The sequence below is a fragment of the Vibrio toranzoniae genome, from assembly GCF_024347655.1.
Taxonomy (GTDB): Bacteria; Pseudomonadota; Gammaproteobacteria; order Enterobacterales; family Vibrionaceae; genus Vibrio; species Vibrio toranzoniae.
Genome location: NZ_AP025515.1, coordinates 961,347 through 984,021, shown reverse-complemented (window position 1 = coordinate 984,021; position 22,675 = coordinate 961,347). Strand labels below are relative to the sequence as shown.

23 protein-coding genes are annotated in these 22,675 nt (G+C 40.7%); 9 read left to right on the top strand and 14 right to left on the bottom strand.

Features of this window, described 5'->3' with window-relative positions:
* Positions 1–98 precede the first annotated feature (98 nt).
* The 3 genes from OCU50_RS18775 to OCU50_RS18765 all read left to right on the top strand — a co-directional run bounded on the left by OCU50_RS18775 (position 99) and on the right by OCU50_RS18765 (position 3,159).
* Positions 99–1,109 (top strand): Gfo/Idh/MocA family protein, encoded by a 1,011-nt coding sequence (locus OCU50_RS18775; protein WP_060469210.1) that lies wholly within the window; start codon positions 99–101, stop codon positions 1,107–1,109.
* Positions 1,110–1,118: 9 nt separating this feature from the next.
* The gene (locus tag OCU50_RS18770; RefSeq protein ID WP_060469209.1) at positions 1,119–2,624 is read left to right on the top strand and encodes an SgrR family transcriptional regulator; all 1,506 of its coding nucleotides are present in this window, start codon (positions 1,119–1,121) and stop codon (positions 2,622–2,624) included.
* A 136-nt stretch (positions 2,625–2,760) separates the two neighbouring features.
* Positions 2,761–3,159 carry a DUF1090 domain-containing protein gene (locus OCU50_RS18765; protein ID WP_060469208.1) on the top strand — a complete coding sequence of 133 codons (399 nt, stop codon included), beginning with the start codon at positions 2,761–2,763 and terminating at the stop codon, positions 3,157–3,159.
* A gap of 156 nt (positions 3,160–3,315) precedes the next feature.
* Here OCU50_RS18765 and OCU50_RS18760 read toward each other — a convergent pair whose 3' ends face one another.
* On the bottom strand, positions 3,316–4,443 hold the full coding sequence (locus tag OCU50_RS18760; RefSeq protein ID WP_060469207.1) for an HDOD domain-containing protein: 1,128 nt from the start codon (positions 4,441–4,443) through the stop codon (positions 3,316–3,318).
* A 270-nt stretch (positions 4,444–4,713) separates the two neighbouring features.
* Positions 4,714–5,835, bottom strand: a complete 1,122-nt coding sequence (locus tag OCU50_RS18755) for a multidrug effflux MFS transporter (RefSeq protein WP_060469206.1) — start codon at positions 5,833–5,835, stop codon at positions 4,714–4,716.
* Positions 5,836–5,932: 97 nt separating this feature from the next.
* Between OCU50_RS18755 and OCU50_RS18750 the strand changes: the two genes are divergently transcribed.
* Positions 5,933–6,706, top strand: a complete 774-nt coding sequence (locus OCU50_RS18750; RefSeq protein ID WP_060469205.1) for an AraC family transcriptional regulator — start codon at positions 5,933–5,935, stop codon at positions 6,704–6,706.
* Positions 6,707–6,786: 80 nt separating this feature from the next.
* Here the strand turns inward: OCU50_RS18750 and OCU50_RS18745 are convergent, their stop codons facing one another.
* Complete coding sequence (locus tag OCU50_RS18745; RefSeq protein WP_060469204.1) at positions 6,787–7,722, bottom strand: LysR substrate-binding domain-containing protein; 936 nt, start codon at positions 7,720–7,722, stop codon at positions 6,787–6,789.
* Between the two features lie 127 nt (positions 7,723–7,849).
* Between OCU50_RS18745 and add the strand changes: the two genes are divergently transcribed.
* Positions 7,850–8,848: an adenosine deaminase gene (add, locus tag OCU50_RS18740; protein ID WP_060469203.1), complete on the top strand. Its 999-nt coding sequence runs from the start codon at positions 7,850–7,852 to the stop codon at positions 8,846–8,848.
* Positions 8,849–9,149: 301 nt separating this feature from the next.
* A complete protein-coding gene (locus OCU50_RS18735) occupies positions 9,150–9,725 on the top strand; it encodes a sugar O-acetyltransferase (protein WP_060469202.1) in 576 nt (191 codons plus the stop codon).
* Positions 9,726–9,888: 163 nt separating this feature from the next.
* On the opposite strand, the gene OCU50_RS18730 is transcribed toward OCU50_RS18735, so the two are convergent.
* The 3 genes from OCU50_RS18730 to OCU50_RS18720 form a co-directional block, all read right to left on the bottom strand.
* Positions 9,889–10,947 carry an AI-2E family transporter gene (locus OCU50_RS18730; protein WP_060469201.1) on the bottom strand — a complete coding sequence of 353 codons (1,059 nt, stop codon included), beginning with the start codon at positions 10,945–10,947 and terminating at the stop codon, positions 9,889–9,891.
* Between the two features lie 309 nt (positions 10,948–11,256).
* Positions 11,257–11,745 (bottom strand): hypothetical protein, encoded by a 489-nt coding sequence (locus OCU50_RS18725; protein WP_060469199.1) that lies wholly within the window; start codon positions 11,743–11,745, stop codon positions 11,257–11,259.
* A 35-nt stretch (positions 11,746–11,780) separates the two neighbouring features.
* Complete coding sequence (locus tag OCU50_RS18720) at positions 11,781–12,029, bottom strand: hypothetical protein (RefSeq protein ID WP_017057779.1); 249 nt, start codon at positions 12,027–12,029, stop codon at positions 11,781–11,783.
* 290 nt (positions 12,030–12,319) lie between these two features.
* On the opposite strand from OCU50_RS18720, the gene OCU50_RS18715 reads away from it, so the two are divergent.
* Together OCU50_RS18715 and OCU50_RS18710 are read left to right on the top strand one after the other, a co-directional pair.
* Complete coding sequence (locus tag OCU50_RS18715) at positions 12,320–12,748, top strand: DUF2383 domain-containing protein (protein WP_060469198.1); 429 nt, start codon at positions 12,320–12,322, stop codon at positions 12,746–12,748.
* Positions 12,749–12,868: 120 nt separating this feature from the next.
* Positions 12,869–13,279 carry a hypothetical protein gene (locus OCU50_RS18710; protein ID WP_060469197.1) on the top strand — a complete coding sequence of 137 codons (411 nt, stop codon included), beginning with the start codon at positions 12,869–12,871 and terminating at the stop codon, positions 13,277–13,279.
* Between the two features lie 233 nt (positions 13,280–13,512).
* On the opposite strand, the gene OCU50_RS18705 is transcribed toward OCU50_RS18710, so the two are convergent.
* The 4 genes from OCU50_RS18705 to OCU50_RS18690 form a co-directional block, all read right to left on the bottom strand.
* Entirely contained in the window at positions 13,513–15,126 is a 1,614-nt protein-coding gene (locus OCU50_RS18705) for a diacylglycerol kinase family protein (protein ID WP_060469196.1), read from the bottom strand.
* A gap of 120 nt (positions 15,127–15,246) precedes the next feature.
* Positions 15,247–15,675, bottom strand: coding sequence for a hemerythrin domain-containing protein (locus OCU50_RS18700; RefSeq protein WP_060469195.1), 429 nt, complete (start codon positions 15,673–15,675; stop codon positions 15,247–15,249).
* A gap of 71 nt (positions 15,676–15,746) precedes the next feature.
* Positions 15,747–15,944 carry a hypothetical protein gene (locus OCU50_RS18695; RefSeq protein WP_060469194.1) on the bottom strand — a complete coding sequence of 66 codons (198 nt, stop codon included), beginning with the start codon at positions 15,942–15,944 and terminating at the stop codon, positions 15,747–15,749.
* A gap of 137 nt (positions 15,945–16,081) precedes the next feature.
* The gene (locus tag OCU50_RS18690; RefSeq protein ID WP_060469193.1) at positions 16,082–16,627 is read right to left on the bottom strand and encodes a BON domain-containing protein; all 546 of its coding nucleotides are present in this window, start codon (positions 16,625–16,627) and stop codon (positions 16,082–16,084) included.
* A gap of 328 nt (positions 16,628–16,955) precedes the next feature.
* On the opposite strand from OCU50_RS18690, the gene OCU50_RS18685 reads away from it, so the two are divergent.
* A complete protein-coding gene (locus OCU50_RS18685; protein WP_060469192.1) occupies positions 16,956–18,296 on the top strand; it encodes a sigma-54 interaction domain-containing protein in 1,341 nt (446 codons plus the stop codon).
* Positions 18,297–18,448: 152 nt separating this feature from the next.
* Here OCU50_RS18685 and OCU50_RS18680 read toward each other — a convergent pair whose 3' ends face one another.
* From OCU50_RS18680 to ectA, 4 genes are all read right to left on the bottom strand, one after another.
* On the bottom strand, positions 18,449–19,873 hold the full coding sequence (locus OCU50_RS18680) for an aspartate kinase (RefSeq protein ID WP_017057771.1): 1,425 nt from the start codon (positions 19,871–19,873) through the stop codon (positions 18,449–18,451).
* Between the two features lie 77 nt (positions 19,874–19,950).
* Positions 19,951–20,337, bottom strand: a complete 387-nt coding sequence (locus OCU50_RS18675; protein WP_017057770.1) for an ectoine synthase — start codon at positions 20,335–20,337, stop codon at positions 19,951–19,953.
* A 13-nt stretch (positions 20,338–20,350) separates the two neighbouring features.
* Entirely contained in the window at positions 20,351–21,616 is a 1,266-nt protein-coding gene (gene ectB, locus OCU50_RS18670; RefSeq protein ID WP_060469191.1) for a diaminobutyrate--2-oxoglutarate transaminase, read from the bottom strand.
* Between the two features lie 10 nt (positions 21,617–21,626).
* On the bottom strand, positions 21,627–22,184 hold the full coding sequence (ectA, locus tag OCU50_RS18665) for a diaminobutyrate acetyltransferase (RefSeq protein WP_060469190.1): 558 nt from the start codon (positions 22,182–22,184) through the stop codon (positions 21,627–21,629).
* Positions 22,185–22,675: the final 491 nt, after the last annotated feature.

The window sequence follows — 22,675 nt, the reverse complement described above, 5'->3', positions numbered from 1 at the left end:
GCTAATTAAAAATAGAGAACAGGTTGAGAAATCTGTTCTCTATTTGTCTTGGGCAACTCTAAGTACACTTATTACAAAGCAAAGATTTGGAGTAAGTAATGAGCAACACGCAACGCAAGATCAAATGGGGCATCGCTGGATTAGGTAACATCGCTAACCGCTTTTCGACCGCACTCACCGAGCATTGCTCATATGGCGAACTCTACGTGGTGTCAGCACGAAATCACTCAAGAGCCTCTGTGTTTGCTGATAAATTTGGTTGCAACAAGGCTTATGGTTCTTATGAAGCCATGGCGCAAGATCCAGATGTTGAAGCGGTATACATCGCCACAGTTCATCCTTATCACAAGCCTTTAGCTGAACTGTTTCTAAGTCATAAAAAACACGTACTGGTAGAAAAGCCAGCCTTCACCAACCTTGGCGATTGGCTGGAGATGAAAGCCCTCGCAGAACAAAACGGTGTGATGCTGATAGAAGCGATGAAGACTGTCGTGTTTCCTGCTTATCGTGATCTCACGTCATTCTTAGCCAACAACAAGGTTAAGATTGATTCGATAGAAGCCAGCTTTGGTAACCATCACGCTTATGATCCAGATTTGTTTATCTTTAACCCGAACTTAGCAGGTGGGGCAACGCTCGATGTTGGCGTCTACGGACTGTGGTTTTTCTACGATTTGTGCCGCACGCTTGGAGTTACACCTTCCAGCCCTCAAGTAGAGATGTCGAGCCTTTATGAGGGTTCTAATGTCGATACCGATTCCTGCTTTCAGTTTTATGGCGAGATCAACGCCACCATATCGGCTTCAACGGTACATAACCTGCCACGCGCAGCGCGATTAACTGGCCCAAATATCACCATTACAATTCAAGAAAAATGGTGGAACCCAGCCTACATCGAGGTCGAATATCAGAATGAAACCTTCATCATCGAGCACCCAATTCAAGGTAATGGGTTCGAATATCAAATCGAACACTTCTCACAGCTGGTGCTAGAGGGAAAAACGCAATCTGATATCCTAAGCTCAGAGGTAAGTGCTCAGGTACTGGATACCATGGAGAAAGCACTCATTGATGCTGGCTACCAACATTTAACTCAACCTAACATTTAGGACTTCGAATTGGGCAACCTTAAGCGCAAGCTTGAACTGTACGAAAAGATATTTCAGGCTTTTGGACCTGGAGTATCACGCTGCCAAGTCAGCCAATTGGCAGCGTTACTGCATGTGAGTGAACGTCACGTTCAAACCTTACTCAAAGCGATGACAGCGCAATGCTGGATTGAGTGGCAAGCCAGTTCGGGACGCAACAAAAAGGCGCAGCTTACGTGTCTTATTGAGCCGATTGAAGCGTGTTACCAATACGCCCAAAGCCAAGCAGATTCAGGCAATATTGAGCAGGTATTTAACACCTTAAGCTTCAATGGCCGCAACGCTGGCGCTGAGCTACAAGCCTTTCTGAGCAGCAACAATCATTCAACACAGAGCGTAGCATTCATTCCCTTTCACCGAGAACTTGAAGCACTCCACCCTCAGCGTGTGCTAAGGCGTACTGAACGTTTCTTAGTGACGCAGATTTGCCAACGCCTGACCTCTATTCAACAAGGGAGGCTGAGCGGTGATTTGGCTTATCATTGGCAGCCTAATGAAGAGGCTACCGTTTGGTATTTCCAAGTTCGTAATGGTGTTCAATTCCATAACGGTCGAACGCTTGAAGTCCAAGACATAGTACGCTGTCTCTCCTTACTCACTAAGAGCAAACTCTGGCGTCGTTGCTATCAACATATTGTTGAAATGTCGGCTGTCACTGGCGATGTGATCAAAGTTACTCTGAGCGAGCCTGATTGGCATTTACCTCGATTACTGGCTAGAGCTGAGGCTTCGATATTTGAGCACACATCAGAAGATAAGCTAATTGGCTCAGGCGCTTTCGCGTTGGAGGTTTTCTCAAGCAAGATGCTGAGGTTAAACCGCAATAACGCATATTCACGCAGCGCACCTATTCTCAATCGAGTCGAGCTTTGGGTTTATCCTGAATGGTCACAAACTAAGGCATGTGCGCAAAACCAAGTGTGCGTAAAAATGCCAGAGAAAACGGTCAAGGCAAGTGGAGCGAGCGATTCAGATCTACAGAATTGCGGTTCAACCTTCTTTAAGGTTCAAAACCCGAAGTTGTCGAAAACTACTCGTGAGTTGACTGTTGAGGACACCTCTGAATGCCAAGCGCTTTTCGAGCAATTATCAGTATCTGGCGATCAAAAAACCAATGTCGAATATGGACACTATACAGCTGCCAAAGACATCGCGCTGTGCAGCATTATTGATGAAAACGACACCTTCTCCTCATGGTTAAGCTTCTTTACTCGTTTCCCTTTTGAGGCCTTATCTCTAGCCACAGAGAGGCTAAATACGATTGAGCAAAGGATAACTTCAATTCGACGCGAGCCCGACATCGTTCTGGCCATGAATAGGCTGTTAGAACTTAGACATTGGCTAGATGAAAACGGGATTGTGGTTGAGATCAAACAGGAGGCATTTAACTTGGAGGTATCAGAAAAGATACAGGGTGCACAAGTGAATGGTTTCGGTTGGTGCGATCTCGAGAAGGTATGGATTAGTCATATCTGAACCACTCCTTGATAGAGATAAATCATTAAGCACAAAGACTTATCTTTAACACTCCTCTGCCAATAACACACAACTAGAGTGATAGATTACGGTGGAAACTCGACTCAAATTCAATAGACCAATTAGAAGGTAAATCATGAATCGACATCTAAAAGGCTCAATACTGTTTCTCTATGCATTTTCATTCACCAGCATGGCAAGCACCGAATGCGACGCACTCACAGGCTGTGAGAAGAAGTTCTGTGAGATCGAATACCAAATAAAGAAAGCGGAACAGTACGACAATCAATACAAAGTCGAGCGATTGACCACCGCACTGAAAGCTGCGAAAGCTAACTGCACCAATGACGGCTTGAAAGACAAAATCGCTGAAAAAATAGAATCGAGTGAAGAAGATCTCGCTGAATACCGAGAAGATCTCAAAGAAGCGAAACAGTCTGGTAAGGCTCAGAAAGTGAAAAAGTATCAACGTAAAATTGAAGACGAGATTGAAGAGCGTGACCGTTTAGTAGAAGAGCTGGCTGAGATCCAATAAACATCGCAACGCTTCAGTGATGCATCGACTTTCTACTTGTCAGCCTAGCTTCACGCACCGGCTTCGCTTGTCTGCTGCTTGTCTGCTTAAGCAAACTTCAAATCCATCGCCTCTCAATTCGAGAGGCGATTTGCTTTATCTCTTAGAGAGATCCACCTAACCAAAAAGTGCTAACTCGGACTCTTTCAGTAAACGATTAGCCAAGAGGTTAGCGGAAGGCGTCGCTATTTGTTGGCATCTGGTTTCAAAAATTTCGGCCGTAATCATTTTTTCTTCCAATAAGTATTGCAGTTCACTCAAGTAGTTAGCCTCAAACACAGCTTGGCCAAGTGGTGTGCATTCGTATCGGCTAGACTCTTGGTAACCAATCGCGGTCAACACAGATTCTGGCAGCTCCCAGAACTTAGCAATGGTATAAGTCAGGCGAATAGAGTAGCTGTTCATCAGGCGCTTTAACGCTAATGAGTTAGGCGGAACAGAAGGGTCTACATGTTTAAAAGCTTCTACCATCATCTGGAAAATGATCATCTTGCCCAGATTGCGAATCAACCCAACAAAGTACGCCGCCGCTTGATCTTCTTGGGATGAAGAGTCTTTCATCAACTCCTTAGAAAATGACGCCGTTTGAACGCTGTGATTCCAAATCTTCTCACCGAAATGACGCCAGTAAATGTTATTGCCCGGCGTAAAGTTCTTCATGTAAGAATTCACCACTCCTTCAATTAGCCCTTGAGAACCCATATTTAGGAATGCTGTTTTTAGGTCGGTAACTTGTTTTTCACTGCGTTTGTAGAAAGCACTGTTAGCCAGTTTAATCACATCGGCAGCCATACTTGGCTCTCGCTCAATCACTTTCAGCAATGCATCGATATCAAATTCGTCGCTCTGTAGTTCTGCCATTAACGTAGTCACCGAGGCTGGCATCACTGGCAGTTCATTAAGCAGCGCTTTCGGAGAACGAATCAAACGTTCGATCTGACAAGCGACAAAATCGCTAAATGGATCAGACTCCGTTCTCAAGCGTGATTCTCCAAACAGATAATCAAGAAACTCACCATCGTGAAGGCTTATCGTTTTATCGACAAGTAATGATGATGGCTGAGCAGATGACGGCGGAACAAAGATTGAAGTGCGAGGAGTGACTTGCTCTGCTTTAACGTTTTCCTGCTCAGAGGTCATTTGTTGGGAGGTAGCTTGTTGGGAGGCACTTTCTGAAGAATGACTTTGCTTACTTTGATTAGCAACGAAAGGAGAAAATAGTGCCTGCAATACCCTTTTAAACATCAATACGGCTCCTAGATGAATACAACATAGATAGGATAGTTAACGGCAATGATTATCGCACAGTTAATTCATAAACCACACAGTGATAAATGAATCCTTAACTTTTCACCGATATAGGGTCTGTTACTCAACAATTTGTTAGGCCAAGCCCTCGATATTCGCCAGAAAAAAAGCGAGCAAATAAAGCTTGCTCGCTCTTACGTAGATTAGATGTATGACACTATCTAAAGTTAGATCTGGGCTACTTCCAACACGATCTTACCGTTAAATCTAGAGTCGACTGCGTATCGTCACCAACACAGATAACGCGCCACAAAGTACCAACACCATACCTAAATCTTGAATCATTCCCGCTAAAGCGAGCCCTGAACCAATCAAGGTGTAATACATCAAACCAAACAGTGCGCCTGCACTTCCTGCTTGAGATTGGTAACGCACCAACGCTCGGCTCAATACATTAGGAATCGCAATGCTAAACGCCATAACCACCAACATCATCGGAAGCAAGAACCAGATCGTGTGTTGTGAACAATACACACCCACCGCACCTAATGTTTGAAGCCCTACCGCTAAGCCAATCAAAGAGATAGATGACACTTGTCGCTTCAAGAGCGCTTTGTTAACCAAGCTTCCCAACAAGGTTCCGAACCCAAGCACGACACCACTATAACCAAACTGCTCGATGCTGAATCCAAGCTGTAAGAAGGTGAATGAACCCAGTTGATAATACGAAAACAACGCAATGTTGAATGACGCAACAAGCAGTGCCGATACCCAAATACCGCCGTCTTTGATCATGTGACGACTGAGTGATTTTAATTGCAACGGCTGCTTAGATTGTTGTGTTTCAGGCAGCGACCATAAGCTATGTAACAGCAATGCTAATACCATAATAAACAATGCAATAAACACATATTGATGCCCACCGGCTTGGCTTAACTGGCCACCCAGTAGCAACCCGATGATTGGGCTAATCGACAACCCCATACCCATGTAACCAAATACCTTGGCTAGCTCTGTTCCGCTAAAAGCATCTCGAAGCATGGTTTGAGTGACGACAGAGCCAACCGCAAGTCCGAAAGCGCCCATCGCTCTTGCTATCATCAACCACGTGAAACTGTCGGTTTGCATAGCAATGAGTGCTGAACAAGCGAATAATCCCATCCCCAATAACATGGTAGGACGACGTCCCCATTTATCCGCTAACACGCCCCATACCACCACACCCACCGCAAATGCAGAGAAGTAAATCGATAGGGTTTGTGCCGCTTGTGTATAACTAACATCAAAGGATTTCGATATAGAATCCAGAGTCGGGCTATAGATGGTTTCTGCGATTTGAGGGAACATCAACAGCAGCACCATTTGCCATAAAGAAGGTTTTGTTTTCATCATTTTTCCAAGACCAGTGAACTTGACGGGAAGTCTAGAGGAAACTAACCTTGGCTCGTTAACAACATTAAAACCAAAAACAACAAGATTGGGACAAATGGCATTAATTAGTGAGACCATCGAGTTTGATGCAGATAGCTTACCCGCACCTGTCATTGGCATTGCCGCAGAGCTAGGCAAACATGACTCGGGCATACATCACCACGTTAAGGGGCAACTTCTGTATGCTCCACAAGGCTGCATCACCTTAACCTTAGAAAACGCCTTTTGCATTTTACCGCCGACCAAAGCCGTGTGGATCCCGCCCTATACCAAGCACCGAGCGCAGATGACTAATGTGGTTGCCTATCGCTCGCTCTATTTCGATAGCAGTATTTATACCTGCCCAGAAGCGATTGAAATTATTGAAGTGAATGAGCTTTTAAAGGCGCTGATTAATAAAATGGCCTTTTGGGATTGGAACATTGCACCAGAGCAAATCACCAATACCGCCAACCTATTCTGGGAAGAGTTTTACAGCGCCAATCAGTATTCATTCATCTTACCGATACCGACAGATCGCCGCTTTAAAAGCTTTTGTAAACGAGTTCGAACCGCTTCCTTTCTTGCACCTGCCCTCTCGACATTAGCGAACTCAGTTGGCGCAAGCCCCAAAACGATTACCCGATTATTCAAAGCAGAAACAGGCATGACCTATCAAGAATGGCGACAACAGTGGCGCTTGTTTAAAGCAATTGAATTGTTATCAGAGAGCCGACAAGTCGGTGATGTGGCACACCAATTAGAGTTTTCATCCAATAGCGCTTTTATTGCTTTTTTCAAACAGCAAACCGGACAAACACCACTGGCTTTCGTAAGACAGCAAAACTAACGCAATTTGCCTAACATTCAAATAGAAATATTAATAATAGTATCAATGACACATTTGAGCATCGATGAGACTCTCAGCCATTAACGTGTTTGATCGACAATTAACTCCCTCAACCATTTGTGACTTGGTTCAGAGTCAAAGTAACGGTGCCAAAGCAAGAACAAACCACCCGGTACTAATTCTATTGGAATCGGTTTCATCACCAGCTCGCCACTCTCGATATAATCTCGTACTGAGTTATAGGGATAGCACATCAACAAATCACTTTGCTTACACAGTTTTACTGCGCTGGTAATATCCGACACGTTCGCCGCTTTATTAATTTGTAACTGCTTGGCTTGCAAGACTTCAAGTAATAACCAGTCACCTACTCCACCCGTCACAAGCTGGATATGACGATGTTTTAGAAACGCTTGTAAATTCCACTCTTCTTGAAGTACAGGGTGGTCATTACGCATTAAACACACTGAGTAATCTTGTAGCAATTCAACATAATTTAGTTCAAAAGGGATATTCTGAATATGGGTACTCGCGCGCTCATCATGCTCAAAAATCCCAATCCCAAAATCAACCTCACGCTTTAGTAAGCGCTTAAAGGTTTCACTACTCCAAGTTGTACTGTTTATCGTGATGCTCGGCGCTTCTGCCAACGCATTAGGCATAAATTTGGGGTAAATCGCGGTATAAGCGGTTTCAACAAGATCGATATTAAAAGTGCGCTCGCTGTATTTTGGCTCAAAAATGTCCGGCACGGTTAGCTGTTCAACTTGCAAAAGGATCTGATGAATTTTTGGTGCCAGAGAGGTCGCTTTCGGAGTTGGGAACAGACCTTTTGACTCACGTTCAAACAGCGGGTCATCAAACAAGGATCGTAGCTTAGTTAGTTGCTTACTTACCGCCGACTGACTAAGAAACAACCGCTCTGCTGTTTTACTCACGCTACGCTCTTCAATCAACACATGTAAACACAGCAGTAAATTCATATCACATTTGAGTAAGCTCTTAACATCTACCATGATATTCCTTGAATTCAGATTAATGATGACTTTATGTCACTTTAAATCATATCACAAACTTGTTAATTTAAGTCCATGTAACCTATGAGTTAATAACTCAAAAAAATAATAGACCTAAGGAATACTCATGAACTTTCTAGCACTCCCGAAGATTGATCTGCACTGCCACCTAGACGGAAGTGTTCGCCCAGATACGATTATTGACCTAGCAAAACAGTACAATATCGAACTACCTGAAGATCGCGATGCGGTTGTTCAATCTCTAACTGTGCCAGAAGATTGCAAAAACTTAGATGAGTACCTGGCTTGTTTCAGCCTGCCACTGCAAGTCATGCAAACTGAAGAGGCGATTGAGCGTATCTCTTTCGAGCTTTACGAAGACGCTGCACTAGAAAACGTTAAGTACCTAGAAGTTCGCTTTGCACCAATCCTGCACGTAAACAAAGGCCTGTCTCTTGATACGATCATTGCAAGCGCAGTAAAAGGCATGAAGCGTGCTGAAGAGAAATATGACATCAAGGGCAACTACATCATGTCTGTACTTCGTATGTTCCCTAAAGATTCTATCAAAGATGTGATCGACGCAGGTAAACCATACCTTGATAAAGGTGTTGTTGCGTTTGATATCGCTGGCGGCGAAAAGCCAGGTTTCTGTGCGGAATTCCCTGAGTACACGCAATACGCTATCGAACAAGGCTACCGTGTGACAGTTCACGCTGGTGAGCAATGGCATGGTCAAAACGTTTACGACGCTGTCACTATGCTAGACGCTGAGCGCATCGGCCACGGTGTCCACATCCAAGGCAACGAAGATGCGTACAATATCGTTAAAGATAAGCAGGTAGCGCTTGAGACCTGCCCAACGAGTAACGTTCAGACTAAATGTATTCATCAATTTAGCGACCACCCCATTGCTGAGTTCAAGAAAGATGGCATCGTTGTTACCATCAACACAGATAATCGAACTGTGTCGAACACAACCATGACTAACGAAGTGAAACGTGTGTGTGAAACGTTCGGCCTAACGAAAGAAGATTACGTAGAAATCTACAAGTACTCTGTAGAAAGCGCTTTTGCTTCAGACGAAGTGAAACAGCACCTAATGAGTTTCGTAGAGCAGATCTAATTAACTTGTATTCCTAATCTCATTTAGTGATGAAAACCGGAAGAGAAAGGCTGAGGCTTTTCTCTTTTTTTATGTCTAAAAATCGCTAATCTTGCAGTATTCGTCATTTATACCAATCACAGTAAGTAAGTGATCATAAATAGCGCAGGAAAAAGGCTTAAGAACAAGGCAGAAATTTTCGATAAGTAGTTATTCTACAATCAAAATTTCTAACGCAGTTATTGAGCGTTTTAACCAGCTAGGATGACCAGTTATTTACTACGATTGGTATTAAACCGAGACTCTCGGAAAGTGGGCAAGCATGAGCAAAACTAACACTCAAACTGAATTAGAAAAGATGCTATCTGGACAAGTGTATGATGGCGCCGACCCAAAAATTGACATCATACGTACCAATGCAAAAAAATCGTTAATGGCCTTCAACAACCACCAAAAACCAGACCAACAACACGCATTGCAAGAGCGACTATTCGGGAAGGTCGGTAGTAACAGCTTAATCCAACCTCCTTTTCATTGTGAGTTTGGTAAAACCATTGAGATCGGTAACGACACCTTCATCAACATGAACGTGGTAATGCTCGACGGTGCTAATATCAAAGTCGGTAATAATGTTTTAATTGGACCAAGCGCTCAATTCTATACGCCATCACACTCCCTTGATTATCGTAGCCGCCGTAAATGGGAAACCTTTTGTTTACCAATAACAATCGAAGATGATGTGTGGGTTGGCGGGAACTCGGTGATCAATCAAGGCGTAACTATTGGCGCTCGCTCAGTCATCGCGGCTAACTCCGTAGTCAACAGTGATGTACCGCCAGATTGCCTGTATGGAGGCACACCTGCCAAGCTGATTCGAAACTTAAATACCGATAAGTAAAATAACTAACATGGTTACAGGCTCTAGAACAATGGCATCATAAAAAGCATGTCCCTGATCAAACCAATAAGCCCAGTAGATGTAAATGGTGTCTTTAGAGACATGCTGTTTTTAAAGACATGGTATTTTTAAAGACTAAGTTAAAAAGGCTAATCGTGGGGAGTTACCCAGTCTTTCTTTTGTCTATTTTAGTACCATATAAACTCGATTTTGGGTGGCTTAACTGATCAAAAAGTACATTTACACAAACAAGTAACGGTACGCCTATCAGCATCCCCATTGACCCCCACAGCCAACCCCAAAATACCAGCCATACAAACAAAACCAATGGGTTGAGACTAAATCTTTTTCCCAACAAAGTAGGCGTCACTAGCTGGCTCTCAATCAAGTTGATGGTTAAGAAAATCGCCGCAACGGTCAAGGCGTAACTGAATGACTCAAATTGTATAAATGAGACTAACGCGAAACACGTTACTGAAACCATTGGACCAAGGTAAGGGATGTAATTCATCAAGCCTGCAAATGCCCCCCAAAGAAAAGGGTCTTGCAGTCCCATCATATAAAAAACACAACCGACAATAAGCCCTAGGCAAACATTAACGATGGTGATCGAACCTATATAACGAGACAAATCCTTTTGCAGGACTTTAACCAACTCAACAGCCTTGCGCTTGTCTGAAAATCGTTCAAACAAAGATAAGCTTTTGGCATAAATTCTTCGGCCATAATTCATCATGAAATATGCCATAAGAAATGCCACCATTAACTGCGTGACAATAGTAGGCGTTGTTGTGAGCACCGATTTTATGATGGAAAAAGCCGTATTATTGGTAAGCCCATCATTAGCCACAGTACTACTCATAGACAACCCAGTCGCATCAGTCAGGCTGCTACTTTGAGCCGCTTCACTCACTTCATTGGATACATTTTCAAGCAACATCGGCAATTTCGACCACCATTGCTGAGCGGGTTCACTTAGCATATTTAGGCTAATCACAACAAAGCCGACAAGGCCAATCAATACTGCACTTACGTTAACGACACGAGGAATTCCGAAACGAATTAGATAATTAACCAATGGGCTACATAATAAAGAAATAAAGGCGCCACAAATGATAGGCAGCAAAAGCGGCTTGGCTATATATAATGTGAAAATAGACATCATTAAGATCGCAAAGAACATAAAGCTAGCTGTCAAAAGCTCATATTTTTTTGTTGTCATTATATTCCTATATGGTAGTAGACTTGCGATTTCAGAAGTAACGAGTAAAGGCTAAATCAGATATTTAACTAAAAACTTGAGCCCAACCAGGATTAAATTAATACTTATTGTTATTTGAGCAAACCAAGTATTAATGACACGGGTTGGTAGCCAAAAATAGATGACTTAAAGTGCCTCGTTTGGCTAAGAAACGCGATCCCAAGTGTTGTTACACCTAATGCATATAAGGGGCGATTTTCAATAAACTCTTTTCCTTTATGGCGAATGAGCCCGATACAGAGTGCCGCTTGACGAGCCCTACTTTTCCCCTCAAGCCTTTTCATCTGTATTTCTCTTTGTCGTTTTCTGAGTACTGACATGTAACCCCTCCTTCAATTGTTCTTTGGTATATTCAAAGCCGACAAACTGCCTTAAGTACTTATGACAAAACACTAGGCTTATAAGAATAAAACTGAGCATCAACATGAACGTGCCGTAACCCGCCAACAGGTTTAAAGTGAAGTAGTAGCTCACAACCCCAGCACCGACAGCGACACTAAAAAGAAACATCGGTAACAACACAATAAAGATAAATTGGAACACAAAAATCTTTTTACAAGCCGTAACACTATTGCGTAACTCTAATAAAAACAGTTCAAAGGTCGACTTAGACCATTGCTCTGTGTGTGCTTGCAGTAGGGTTAAGTCCTTCCATAGTCCATTTAATTCAGAAGCTGCACGTTTAAGATCATCCGCCTCTCTATCATGCGATTTACTATCGACGAAGTTCGACGAATCATTTTGACTATTTCCCTGCATAACTGTGCTCTCTCAATTGCATTGTTAATATGTGGCTATTTGATTAACTTCGACACAGCCCAACCAGCAAGAAACGCACACCCAACACTTAGCAGCGGACGCTCTTTAATTACATTTTCAGCCTTTTCTGTCGTATTTTTCATACTTTCAGAACTAGCCTCGAGCGTTTCATGAACCGTATCTTTGATACTTCCGATTGCTTCTACCGCAGCTTCTTCAGCCTTCTCATAAGTCTCTTCAATTTGCTGTTTAGACTCTGAACTTTTAGCATTTGACCTTGGCATAAAATCTCTCCTTATTTGACTAAAAAGACCAGCAACAATATAAATTACTGGTCGCTGTAGTAATATAAGCGAACTTCATGCCAACTTTATTAATCCCGTAATTATTAGTATTAAACACCGCAATAGTTAAATCACGACCGTGAAGATGTAATAATTTCATTGAAAATCACTTATTAATGTATTTTTTACAAAAACCATATAAAAACCAATCTAAATTACCAAATATGACAACTCATTATCTGGCATATAAAGTGCATATATAAGGTACACATAAAAATAAATGAGGAATCATGAGCAACCAAAACATATTATCGATCGTTAACTTGATAAAAAGTGGGAACATTATTTATGAAAGAGCAATATCAAACATAAAAAGTGACAAGATGAAAAATAACCTTTTCGATATATACACAGTAAAAAAATGTGCAGAATTGAAGTTGAGATCTTTAACCTACTACGCAAAAAACCAGCAAGATGAGATACCAGCTAGCTACACAATAAACGCTAGAGAGCGTTGCATTGAAGCAGAAGAGAAAAATGGAACAAGCAATGAAGATCTCTATTTAATGCACTTAGAAGGTGTAGAGAAGAAGATCATCTCCGACATTGAATCACTGTTAACAACAACCCCTAACTTAGAAGGGAAAAACAAGTTACAGAAGGTGAAAAATGAAATGGAAAACTGCCGAGATCAAATACACAGAATGCGTGAACACTAGCTCTTACTAGTGATAAATAAAGAGAGCAGGAAATACTACCTGCACAAAATACATCGATCGTAGTAAGTATAAACTGTTCCAAAAGTATAAGAATGCTACTGAGATAAAAGGAGTAATAACATGTTACTTAACAAGGACAATGACTCACTTGAGGTAATTCAGTATAAAGGCATAGATAAGATCCTATGCACATTGAAAGAGCATTATTTTTCATGTGTTGATCTAGTCGAACAAAAAACCAATGGAAACATATCAAGGGCTGCTAATCGATTTATCAAAGTAGAACGTTCAATGATCAAAGAAGTAGACACTAAGTTCTGCGTTAACGAAACGGATAGTGATCATTCAATCTTAAGCCAACAGTCTACTTCAATCGTTGACTATAATGATATGTACAGAAGTAACCTAAGCTTAATTTCCTACTTAAAAAATATTATCCGGAAGTTTAACAACCAACATATGTCTTCATTTTTTTCTTATTGGGTTGCAGCATTGCAAGTTGAAAATGATGAAATGGCAAAACACCTATAATTGGCATAGTTGAAAATTAATCTAGTTAAACTTATCGGAATTACATTAAACATCACTGATATCATCCTGCATAAAAAAGCGTCAAAGTGTAAAGCCTTGACGCTTTTTTATGGGATAACATCACGACTTTTTTATTCGGTTCTTGCGATATTATCCGCACAAATATGGAGAATTCTTACCACCATTAGCGACAAACCCAGCGTTCTTCTAATAAGGCTTTTGGTCTATACTTCTTATGGGGCGCAAACTGTTAAGGCCTGCTTTTTAATGCTGATCTCCAGTGACTCAGCCGAATACATTTCCCCATCAATGACGTAGTCAATCGGGAGGTCAGAATCAATTTTAACGTGCTGCGCTGACAAATAGTTAAAGTAGCTTGCTTGCTCTTTCATTCCAAAACTAGAAAGCAATAGATCAGATAAAGCGATAACTCGTTCACCAAGTGAAGTAGTGTTTTCCAGATAGGTGATATGTAACTTCCCATCATCCGGCTTGGGAGTCTGCCCACCTTGAGCAAGTACAGTACTAAAAGGAGAAGTATTCGCTACCACCAAACTTTGTAATCTCACATCTTGTAGCGGCTTTCCATCGGCTGACATTCTAAAACGCTGATTACCTTCAGCGACAACAGCATTAAAGAAGCCCATCAAGTACGCGAACTGTCCATTTTCATTTTTTTGCTGTCGATGTGCATAATCGATCATCTGCTCTTCAAACCCAATACCAAGAAGCAGTAATATTGGTTGCTCATTGCAGAAAGCCAAATCCATTTTCTTTGAGTTATCAGATAGAATCACTTCGCACGCTTTTTCAACAGGGGATACTTTCGTCGCGAAACCATAAAGCATATGACATAGCGCATTCGCTGTCCCTAACGGTACAATTCCTAACAACGTGTCGGTATCCATAACCTGTCTTACCACTTCACTAACCGTCCCATCGCCTCCGGAAACGATAATATGAGAAGCATTTCGTTCTTTGGCCTGTTTAGCTAAAGTTTCTGCAGAGACATCTTGACTGGTGATAGAAATCTCTAAATTGTATTTCCTAGTAAGTCGACGTATAACCTGTTGTTCATTTGCATACCATTTACCGCCACCTGCGACAGGGTTGACAATAAGACAAGCCGTACGCTGAAGGGTAAGTAAACCTTTATCACTGATTGCATGAAGAGCTTTTAACTGGAGGTTATTTAATCGAGCCGTACTTCGAACATCGTTGATACTTTTCAAAGCCTGCTCCACTGTGAGTGAAGGGTTTTTAGCCAATAGGTATGCAGCAACTACAAAGACTGAACGGCCACGACCTAGCGCACAATGAACAACAACCGATCTCGATTGGTTAATTTGAGTGTCAATCCAATTTATCGCATGCTTAAGCTTATGTAACTTAGGGGCTTTATGGTCAAGAACTGGTGTATTTAGGTAGTTAAATTGGTCACCCGTCATTGCACTTTCTAAACCAGAAAATTCAGCCGTAACGTCAACAATACAGTTAATATTTTGAGACTCTAAGAACGATAAATCGGATGGAAATAAGCGACGTGATACATATAAGTTCTGACCAACTTGCTGTATTGGATCAACTTGATCTCTTTTAATAGCCCATGCATTGTATAATCGAACACCTAGAAAAAATGGAATAAATACCCATCGAGTCCACCACACGATTTTCCCATCGCTATTTTTTCTAAATATTGACGGCATATCGAAAATATAAGCGACACTGACGATTAGCATAGATAAGCCGCACCAGGCAAAAACTCCACGGAGCATTAACTGTGGTATAAAAACAGCAGCAAAAAAGCAAGCAGTAGCTATAAGTATATAATACTTAACAATAAACATAATGGCGCCTTAATTTATCTGTGCATAATTTTTTTATAGAGTAATCAAAGAGGGACTCTGATATGAGTCCCTATCTTACTTAACAAAAATTTTAGTGCTTAATTCCTAGTACATCGCGAATCAAGCCATCTCTTTTTCGTATTTGCGAGCCAATGTTTCTTTTTGTTCTGCATCTAAAACTCGTCCTGCCGTTTGAAAGAAACGCTGTTCCTCTTCTTCTAAATGATGTTCGACTTTGTGTTTTAATGTCTTCATTAAAATAAGCCAAGTGGGTGAAGACATGTCCGTATCATCTAGTTGAGAAAGTACTTTATCAATGCCGTGATGTTCAGCTATCCCGTGCCTTGTCATATCAATCGATTGGTCGCTCTCGATCAAAGGAGCATAAAAATGACGCTCCTCTGCAATCGCATGTTTGGTTAGCTCATCCTTAAGGCTGATATAAAACTCTTGCCTAGCCTGGGTGTCACCCGAAGTTTGGAGTAACGCATCCATCAAGAGTCGCTGCTTTTCATGGCTGTCTTTGAGTACATCAAATATATTTTTCATGTCTAATTCCTACTTCAATTGATTGTTTTTTATGAGGATTGGAGTATCTCATTGCACTCTAGACGACCGTTCTAGCAATCTTCGTCTTCCGCACCTAGGTGCTCTTTAACATTTTCACAGCTATCTTCTATTGTATTTTGAGTCTCTTCTACCGCCTCATCTACATTTTCTCCCGCTTGTTCCATTGGACCATCGTCACTACATGCAGCAAGAGCAAGAGTAATACCCATAACGGTAAGAAAACGGTAAATAATTGATCTGATTTTCATATAAACTCCTAGTGTTTATTTTTTATTCATTAGAATCATTACCATCGAAACCAGTAATGAAATTGCAAAAATGTTAAGGAACAACGAATCGTAATAGTTCCTCTATTTTTAGATAAAATTGATTAGGAATAGATAAATTAGATAATATCCAATTTATCAATCACTTCCTCTACATTCGGTGTATTGTTCGCTATAGATAAAGCAAGATCGTGTTCTCCGCCAGATGCAACAGAACCTTTCAATATGACAACGCTATTTTCGGTTTCGACTTCAATATCGGTACCACTAACATTGGTATTCATTAACAAACGAGTGATAACAAGTGTCTTTATATGAGAATCTGTTAAGGCTTGTACGGCTTCTTGCGTTTTTTCACCATCTTTTTCTATAACCGTAAGATTATTTTTCACAGCCTTAACATCCTTTAAACTTAACACTAGTTCTTCAGCAAGCATCTTCTCAGTTTTATTTCTAACCGAACCAGTCAAAGTAACAACTTGATCTTTAACATAGGTATTAATATCAAATGAATTCAAATTATAATTCAATAATAAAGTGGTCTCTGCTTTTCCATCAACCCAAGCGTCGAGCGTTTCTTTCTTCCACATGCTATCAGCGACAGCTGCAGAAGAAGAAGTAGCAATCAAAGTAGCTAATAATATTTTACTTATAGTAATTTTCATTAATTATCTCCTTTAGTTCACTTACACCTATAACATAAGCAATCAGCATGCCAGATATATAACCCATTGATATTAAATGATTTACCACCTTTCCTTCTGGATTTCCCACTACTAAAATAAAAGTCGTATGTATTAATTACATGAGAGAGTTGTAAAAATTATCACCAAAATCAGACCAATATTAATTAATATCACCCCTTACTCTGGTTAATAACATTATTACTATTTCACTTATTTGGCTGGCGTATAGTAAATGATAGATTCGTCTTTGAAGGGTATCGTGGTATTATCGATATCACTTCTTGTCGTATAAAAAGAGAGTTAAATCATGTCATTACCGACACTGTTCTTAGAGCTAAGAGACGAACAATTACTGTCTCAAGTAAACTCTCTAAATGAATCGTCAAACTTTGAAATCATACAGAGTACAACGGATGTTCATTGGATTGACAAGCTACAACAACTCCAACCAAATACTGCTATTGTGGAAGTATCTCGGTTCACTAACGATGATTTTAAAGCTCTATCTAGTGTTAAAAGTTTGGACGAAACTGACCTAATTATTATTAGTTCCGGTTCGCCAAATAAAAACTTAGAAAAAATGATGAGCCATGGTGCAATTTTCCACTATAGAAAACCCGTTGATATACAGATTTTAGAAGATACTCTAGCTGACTTTAGTCAGTACTTCCTACAAAAACAGGAAGAAGGACGTAAAGTTTCCACAAGCGACTTGGATCAATTTGGGATGTTAATTGGTTCTTCTAAGCCAATGCATAAGCTGTATCGAACGTTAAGAAGAGTCGCTAAAACGGACGCCAATGTACTAATAGTCGGAGAAAGTGGTGCGGGTAAAGAGCTTGTAGCACAAACTGTCCATCTCGCTAGCGATCGCAAGAACCAACCTTTTATCGCGATTAACTGCGGTGCAATCAGCCCAGAATTAGTAGATAGTGAACTATTTGGTCATGAAAAAGGAGCCTTCACAGGCGCAAATCGAACACACCAAGGTGTATTTAGACAAGCAGAAGGTGGCACACTATTTCTCGATGAAATCACTGAGATGCCACTTGAACATCAAGTTAAATTATTGCGAGTTTTAGAGACTGGAGAATACCGCCCAGTGGGAAGTAACACATTTACCATCGCTAATACTCGGGTCATTGCAGCTACAAACCGAGATCCACAAGTTGCGATTGAAGAGCTGTTTTTGAGAGAAGACTTATACTTTAGGTTAGCTCACTTCCCCATACATATTCCCCCTTTACGTGAACGAGGCGACGATATCGTCGGCTTGGCTAAACACTTCATTGCTCATCGCAACGCAAATGAAGCTACAGCAAAAACTATTTTTACCTCAGCGCTTCAAAAGATCTCAGCTCATGCATGGCCAGGGAATGTAAGGGAATTAAAACACTGTATTGAACGGGCATTTATATTAGCTGACGACACGATTAAAGATGAGCACTTAATTTTTGACACTCCACCTTTGGAAACTGGAACAACGGTTGAAGAGATGGTTCCAGCTGGTGTGTCTCTCGAAAAAATAGAGAAAGCCGCAATAATCAATACACTCGAAGAGAACGAAGGCAACAAAAAAGAAACAGCTCAAGACTTAGGGATTAGTATTAAAACGCTTTATAACAAGCTTGATAAGTATCAGGAGTAATTCTGTTGATACCTTTATAGAGAACGATAAAGAGCCCCAAAATAAACTAAAGGTTACTTTAGGACTCTAATCACTTTCTTCTGTATTCTATAAAAATATAGTCATTCTACAAAAATATAGTAGTGGAGATGCCTCATCCCCACTACTATATTTTAGGCAGCACTCACCGATTTTTTAGCTTTTTTATTTTGATCAAAAAACTCTTTATGTAGTGCACAAATCGCTTGTTGATACTTGTCATCATTCACGACAAATTGCACATTTACATTTCTCATCGACGAGTGTAATGCAATAGGAGTTACGCTATTATTCATCAATGACAGTACGCCATTAGCAAGTGTTTTGTTGGTATCAATCTGAGAACCAATCGCTGAAATTATGGCTACCATACGGCCAGCAATTGATGCCTTTGGATACCGCTTCTCAGCTTTATAAAGCACCTGATTTAAGCTTTCAGGGTTACCACCAAGATAATAAGTAATAGAGTTGGCATTCATCTCCTTGCCTATCAGGCTAACTCTTGCATCCGCAATAATTTCCATTAACTCATAACTCACATTATCTATCTTACCAACCATTCCTTGGTCAAAGATATGCAATGCGTAAACTTTCTGTTTTCCAGCAATGATCTCCACATGATCCGTATCGGGTCGATAATTCGAAGAGATCAGTGTACCTTCATGCTCAGGTTCAAAAGTGTTCTTAATTTGCAGCTCAATCCCGCATTCACGTAAACCTGCAGCCGCATTTGAGTGGATAGCTTCCATACCAAGATTGGCTAATTGGTCGGCAACATCATAGTTAGTTAATCCAATGGGATTAACTGAGCCAACACCGACGACTCTAGGGTCTGCCGAGCTGAAATGATACTCTTTATGGATAACCGCAAGCGATGCTTGAGTTATTGTTGCGATGCGACTGAATGTCATCTCGCTGTAGCCACGGTCATAAGTATGCATTAACCCTTCTTTGCAATAGGCATAACCGGTAACAATAGGTAATTCTTTAGTCACGTCTATTTTAGAGAAAGCCTCTTTAATTGTCTCATCCAAACTTAGGGGTTGTTGGTTATCCCAACCAGACAAATCAACAAAAGTTGAATTTATACCGATATTTTTCAGTTTAAGAGCTGTGTTATATGCACTATGTGATTCGCCAATAGAAGCAAGAAACTCTCGAATTTGCGGTAAGTAATGTCGTAGTGAAAACTGCCCGTATTGACATGTTTCAAGAATATTAGCGATACAGTTTTTTGCTTCTGAAATGCGAGACCGGATAAACTTATCCGCTCTAATACGATTCATTGGATCAGCGAAGATATGTTCATTAGTCAACAACATACGACTTTCAATATAAGACAGAGAGTCTTTCCATGAGTCGTCACGCTTAGCGATAAGTTGATAAACGCCTGGTTTACCAGTTTTTTTACATTCCAGTAATGCATCTGTCATACCGCCATACGCAGATACAACAAAGATTCGGTTATATGGATTTTTAGGGCGGAGAATAATATTGTCTAGCACAGCATCAAATGCTGTCATTGATGTACCGCCGATTTTTTCTACGGTAAATGTCATAAAAGACCTTAATAATTAAGAAATTTGAAGGCTAAGTAAATAAAGAATAGGGGGGATGTTCCCCCCTCCCAAAAACGTTAGTCAACCAGTGGATAGACACCGTTTTCGTCGTGAACTTCAGCCCCAGTAATTGGCGGGTTAAACACGCAAGCCATGACCATCTCTTTGTTTTTATATGCGCGTAAATAGTGCTCGTCATGCTTATCAAGGATATAAAGCGTTCCAGGTTTAATTGGATAGGTTTTACCACCAACCACTTCGATCTCCCCTTCTCCACTCATACAAAAAACTGATTCTAAATGATTTTGGTAATGGATATGTGTTTCTGTCGATTCGTAGATTGTCGTGATATGGAATGAAAAACCCATATTGTCCTCTTTCAACAGCATACGAGTACTTTCCCAGTTATCTGAGACGATACGTCTTTCGCTATTACGACATTCATCAAGTGTTCTAACAATCATTTTATTATCCTTATTACGATGCTTTCTTGAAATACTTAGTTGCTATAACTTCAACTGAGTTTTCGAAAATAGTTAGGCCTTGTATTAGCTCCGACTCCGATATAGTTAGCGGGCAAAAGAACTTCAATATTTCATCGTTTGGACCTGCTGTCTCAATGACCATGCCGTTGTTAAAACATGTTTTAGCAATATCGTCAGCAGTGTTTCCATCTTTACATTCAATACCAATCATCATTCCGCGCCCTTTACGTTGAACAAACAACTCAGGGTAGCGTTTGATATTACGTTGGATAACTTCGTCAACCAAGCCTGAACAGTGTTGGACATGAGTTTCAAAATCATCATTTGCCCAATAGATTTCCAGCGCTTTAGCCGCAGTGATAAAGGCATGATTATTACCTCGAAAGGTACCGTTATGCTCTCCCGGCTCCCACTTATCTAATTCTGGTTTTAATAAAACGATGGCCATCGGTAAGCCATAACCACTAATAGATTTAGACAGTGTTACAATATCAGGCTTAATACCTGAAGGCTCAAAGCTGAAAAAGGTACCCGTTCGCCCACAGCCAGCTTGAATGTCATCCACAATTAACAATATATCGTGGGCCTTACAAATTTTACTTAATCGTTGTAACCATTCATTTGAAGCGACATTAAGCCCGCCTTCACCTTGAACCGTTTCCAATAAAACGGCTGCGGGTTTATCCATACCGGCTGAATTATCGGTTAACATCGTTTCGAACAATTTTAATCCATCAATGTCAGCGTAACCTTCAAACGGCAAACGCGTAACGTTGTTGAGATCCGAACCTGCACCTTGCCTGTGATGTTGATTACCAGTCGCAGCCAGTGCACCAGCAGTACAGCCATGAAAGCCATTAGTAAACGCAACAATGCTGCTTCGGCCTTTCACTTTTTTAGCTAACTTGATTGCAGCTTCCACTGCATTTGTTCCTGTAGGGCCGGTAAATTGAACTTTGTAATCTAAGGCTCTTGGTTCCAAAATGAAGCGACTCAGTGCTTCTAGGAACTCAGCTTTGGCTTCTGAATGCATATCTAAGCCATGTGTAATTCCATCCATTTCAATGTACTCAAGCAGTGCTTGCTTAAGGATTGGGTTGTTGTGACCGTAATTTAGAGATCCTGCTCCAGCAAGAAAATCGAGGTAACGATCACCTTGTTTTGTTTCAAGCCAGCAACCTTTTGATTTGCTAAAGGTGACTGGAAAACTATTCGAGTATGAACGTACGTTAGATTCCTGCTTTTTAAAAATATCCATGATAAGGCCGTTATTTAATTCCTATTAGTTTGTGATTATTTAAGGGAATTCGATATAAATATTCAGTATCGTGCTGACCGTTGAAGTGAACATTCTCATCTAAGAATGTTGTCACCTCTCCGGAACTACCATTTTTAGCGTCAAGCTTTTTGAATAGTGCCCAAGATGCTTGGTTTGATTTGGTAATGGTGGTTTCAATAGCGTCGATACCCTCCAACGATTCTCGCTTAAGTAAAGCATCTATCATCTTGTAAGCTAATGCATTACCTCTAAACCGAGGGTCAACGGCTACTTGCCAAATAAATAGTACATTAGGCTCACTCGGCTTCTGGTAACTAGAAATAAAACCGGCAAGGTCCCCTTTGTGCTCAACCAAGATACAAGTTTTACTAAAGTGAGTAGACTGCAAAAAATTGCAATATGAAGAATTAACATCTAATGGTGGGCATTCTGAAATTAAGCGGTAGATATCGTTGCCATCAGAAACTTCGGGCTCACGAAAAATCCATTTCTCATTGCTTTTTTCTACAATCTCCGAATATAGCCCCCAAGGCGCTGATGTAATCATATCTAGTTTTTTCCTTCGAACTCTAATTAAATTCCTTTCCATTATGAGCATTTTCACAGCATAAAGATCAACAAATTAACGCTACAAAGCTAAATTATGTGATATATATCACATAATTTAGCGTATTGCATGAATCAAACAATACTTTGAGTTCTAATGTATTTATTGAGATGAAGTTATCGAGACGTATTTTTCAAGGAACAGACACAAAAAAGTAGTTAGACAGAGATTGAGGATAGGAGCTTTTTGAGCATGGCGTTAAGTAACCGAGTACCCCACGTTTGATAGGTAGTAAGCCATTTACTGAGTCAGACCTATAACCTAATTGATAAGTAATCTCTAGCTAAAGAGATAGCAGTCAGCATCCAATAAGTCGCTAACTGAAAGCACTCCAAACAGTGGTATCTATAAGTCACTATTGGAAATGTTAGCCAAAAAAAAACCTAGCGACGAATCGTTAGGTTTCTAGTATAAAAGCAGTAATAACGAGC

Bases quoted from the DNA above. Each gene is read 5' to 3' on its own strand.
- OCU50_RS18775 (WP_060469210.1), top strand. From the start codon at position 99: ATGAGCAACACGCAACGCAAGATCAAATGGGGCATCGCTGGATTAGGT.
- OCU50_RS18765 (WP_060469208.1), top strand. From the start codon at position 2,761: ATGAATCGACATCTAAAAGGCTCAATACTGTTTCTCTATGCATTTTCA.
- OCU50_RS18760 (WP_060469207.1), bottom strand. From the start codon at position 4,443: ATGTTTAAAAGGGTATTGCAGGCACTATTTTCTCCTTTCGTTGCTAAT.
- OCU50_RS18755 (WP_060469206.1), bottom strand. From the start codon at position 5,835: ATGAAAACAAAACCTTCTTTATGGCAAATGGTGCTGCTGTTGATGTTC.
- OCU50_RS18750 (WP_060469205.1), top strand. From the start codon at position 5,933: ATGGCATTAATTAGTGAGACCATCGAGTTTGATGCAGATAGCTTACCC.
- OCU50_RS18745 (WP_060469204.1), bottom strand. From the start codon at position 7,722: ATGGTAGATGTTAAGAGCTTACTCAAATGTGATATGAATTTACTGCTG.
- add (WP_060469203.1), top strand. From the start codon at position 7,850: ATGAACTTTCTAGCACTCCCGAAGATTGATCTGCACTGCCACCTAGAC.
- OCU50_RS18735 (WP_060469202.1), top strand. From the start codon at position 9,150: ATGAGCAAAACTAACACTCAAACTGAATTAGAAAAGATGCTATCTGGA.
- OCU50_RS18730 (WP_060469201.1), bottom strand. From the start codon at position 10,947: ATGACAACAAAAAAATATGAGCTTTTGACAGCTAGCTTTATGTTCTTT.
- OCU50_RS18725 (WP_060469199.1), bottom strand. From the start codon at position 11,745: ATGCAGGGAAATAGTCAAAATGATTCGTCGAACTTCGTCGATAGTAAA.
- OCU50_RS18720 (WP_017057779.1), bottom strand. From the start codon at position 12,029: ATGCCAAGGTCAAATGCTAAAAGTTCAGAGTCTAAACAGCAAATTGAA.
- OCU50_RS18715 (WP_060469198.1), top strand. From the start codon at position 12,320: ATGAGCAACCAAAACATATTATCGATCGTTAACTTGATAAAAAGTGGG.
- OCU50_RS18710 (WP_060469197.1), top strand. From the start codon at position 12,869: ATGTTACTTAACAAGGACAATGACTCACTTGAGGTAATTCAGTATAAA.
- OCU50_RS18705 (WP_060469196.1), bottom strand. From the start codon at position 15,126: ATGTTTATTGTTAAGTATTATATACTTATAGCTACTGCTTGCTTTTTT.
- OCU50_RS18700 (WP_060469195.1), bottom strand. From the start codon at position 15,675: ATGAAAAATATATTTGATGTACTCAAAGACAGCCATGAAAAGCAGCGA.
- OCU50_RS18695 (WP_060469194.1), bottom strand. From the start codon at position 15,944: ATGAAAATCAGATCAATTATTTACCGTTTTCTTACCGTTATGGGTATT.
- OCU50_RS18690 (WP_060469193.1), bottom strand. From the start codon at position 16,627: ATGAAAATTACTATAAGTAAAATATTATTAGCTACTTTGATTGCTACT.
- OCU50_RS18685 (WP_060469192.1), top strand. From the start codon at position 16,956: ATGTCATTACCGACACTGTTCTTAGAGCTAAGAGACGAACAATTACTG.
- OCU50_RS18680 (WP_017057771.1), bottom strand. From the start codon at position 19,873: ATGACATTTACCGTAGAAAAAATCGGCGGTACATCAATGACAGCATTT.
- OCU50_RS18675 (WP_017057770.1), bottom strand. From the start codon at position 20,337: ATGATTGTTAGAACACTTGATGAATGTCGTAATAGCGAAAGACGTATC.
- ectB (WP_060469191.1), bottom strand. From the start codon at position 21,616: ATGGATATTTTTAAAAAGCAGGAATCTAACGTACGTTCATACTCGAAT.
- ectA (WP_060469190.1), bottom strand. From the start codon at position 22,184: ATGATTACATCAGCGCCTTGGGGGCTATATTCGGAGATTGTAGAAAAA.